This window comes from Pseudoalteromonas sp. CR1 (assembly GCF_019392235.1).
Lineage (GTDB): Bacteria > Pseudomonadota > Gammaproteobacteria > Enterobacterales > Alteromonadaceae > Pseudoalteromonas.
The window spans coordinates 1-254 of record NZ_JAHXRM010000414.1 but is presented as its reverse complement, the minus strand read 5'-3'; the positions used below and the strand labels follow the sequence as shown (position 1 = coordinate 254).

1 protein-coding gene is annotated in these 254 nt (G+C 58.3%); it reads right to left on the bottom strand.

Going from position 1 to position 254, the window contains the following annotated elements; translation table 11 throughout:
* The coding region (locus KZZ04_RS19950; protein ID WP_219423996.1) for a hypothetical protein at positions 1-254 on the bottom strand (254 nt) is incomplete at both ends.

Sequence of the window (254 nt, the reverse complement as noted above, 5' to 3'; positions counted from 1 at the left end):
CAGCGCCGGGTTGCCCTTGATCTGGATCGACTTGTCCTGAATCCCCGTCATGAACGCCAGTTGCTTGTTCTTCGCCTGCATCGTGGCGAAGCCGTAGGCCGCATCTTTGAACGCGATAGCAAATGCCGGCGCAGGGTGAACCCCTGAACGGCTGGTGATGCGCTGGTCTTTGACGATGAAGTGACGGGCAACCTTGCCGTCGAGGGTCTGCAACTGGAACGCCAGGTCTTTGTCACCCAGTTGTTGCTGGAAAG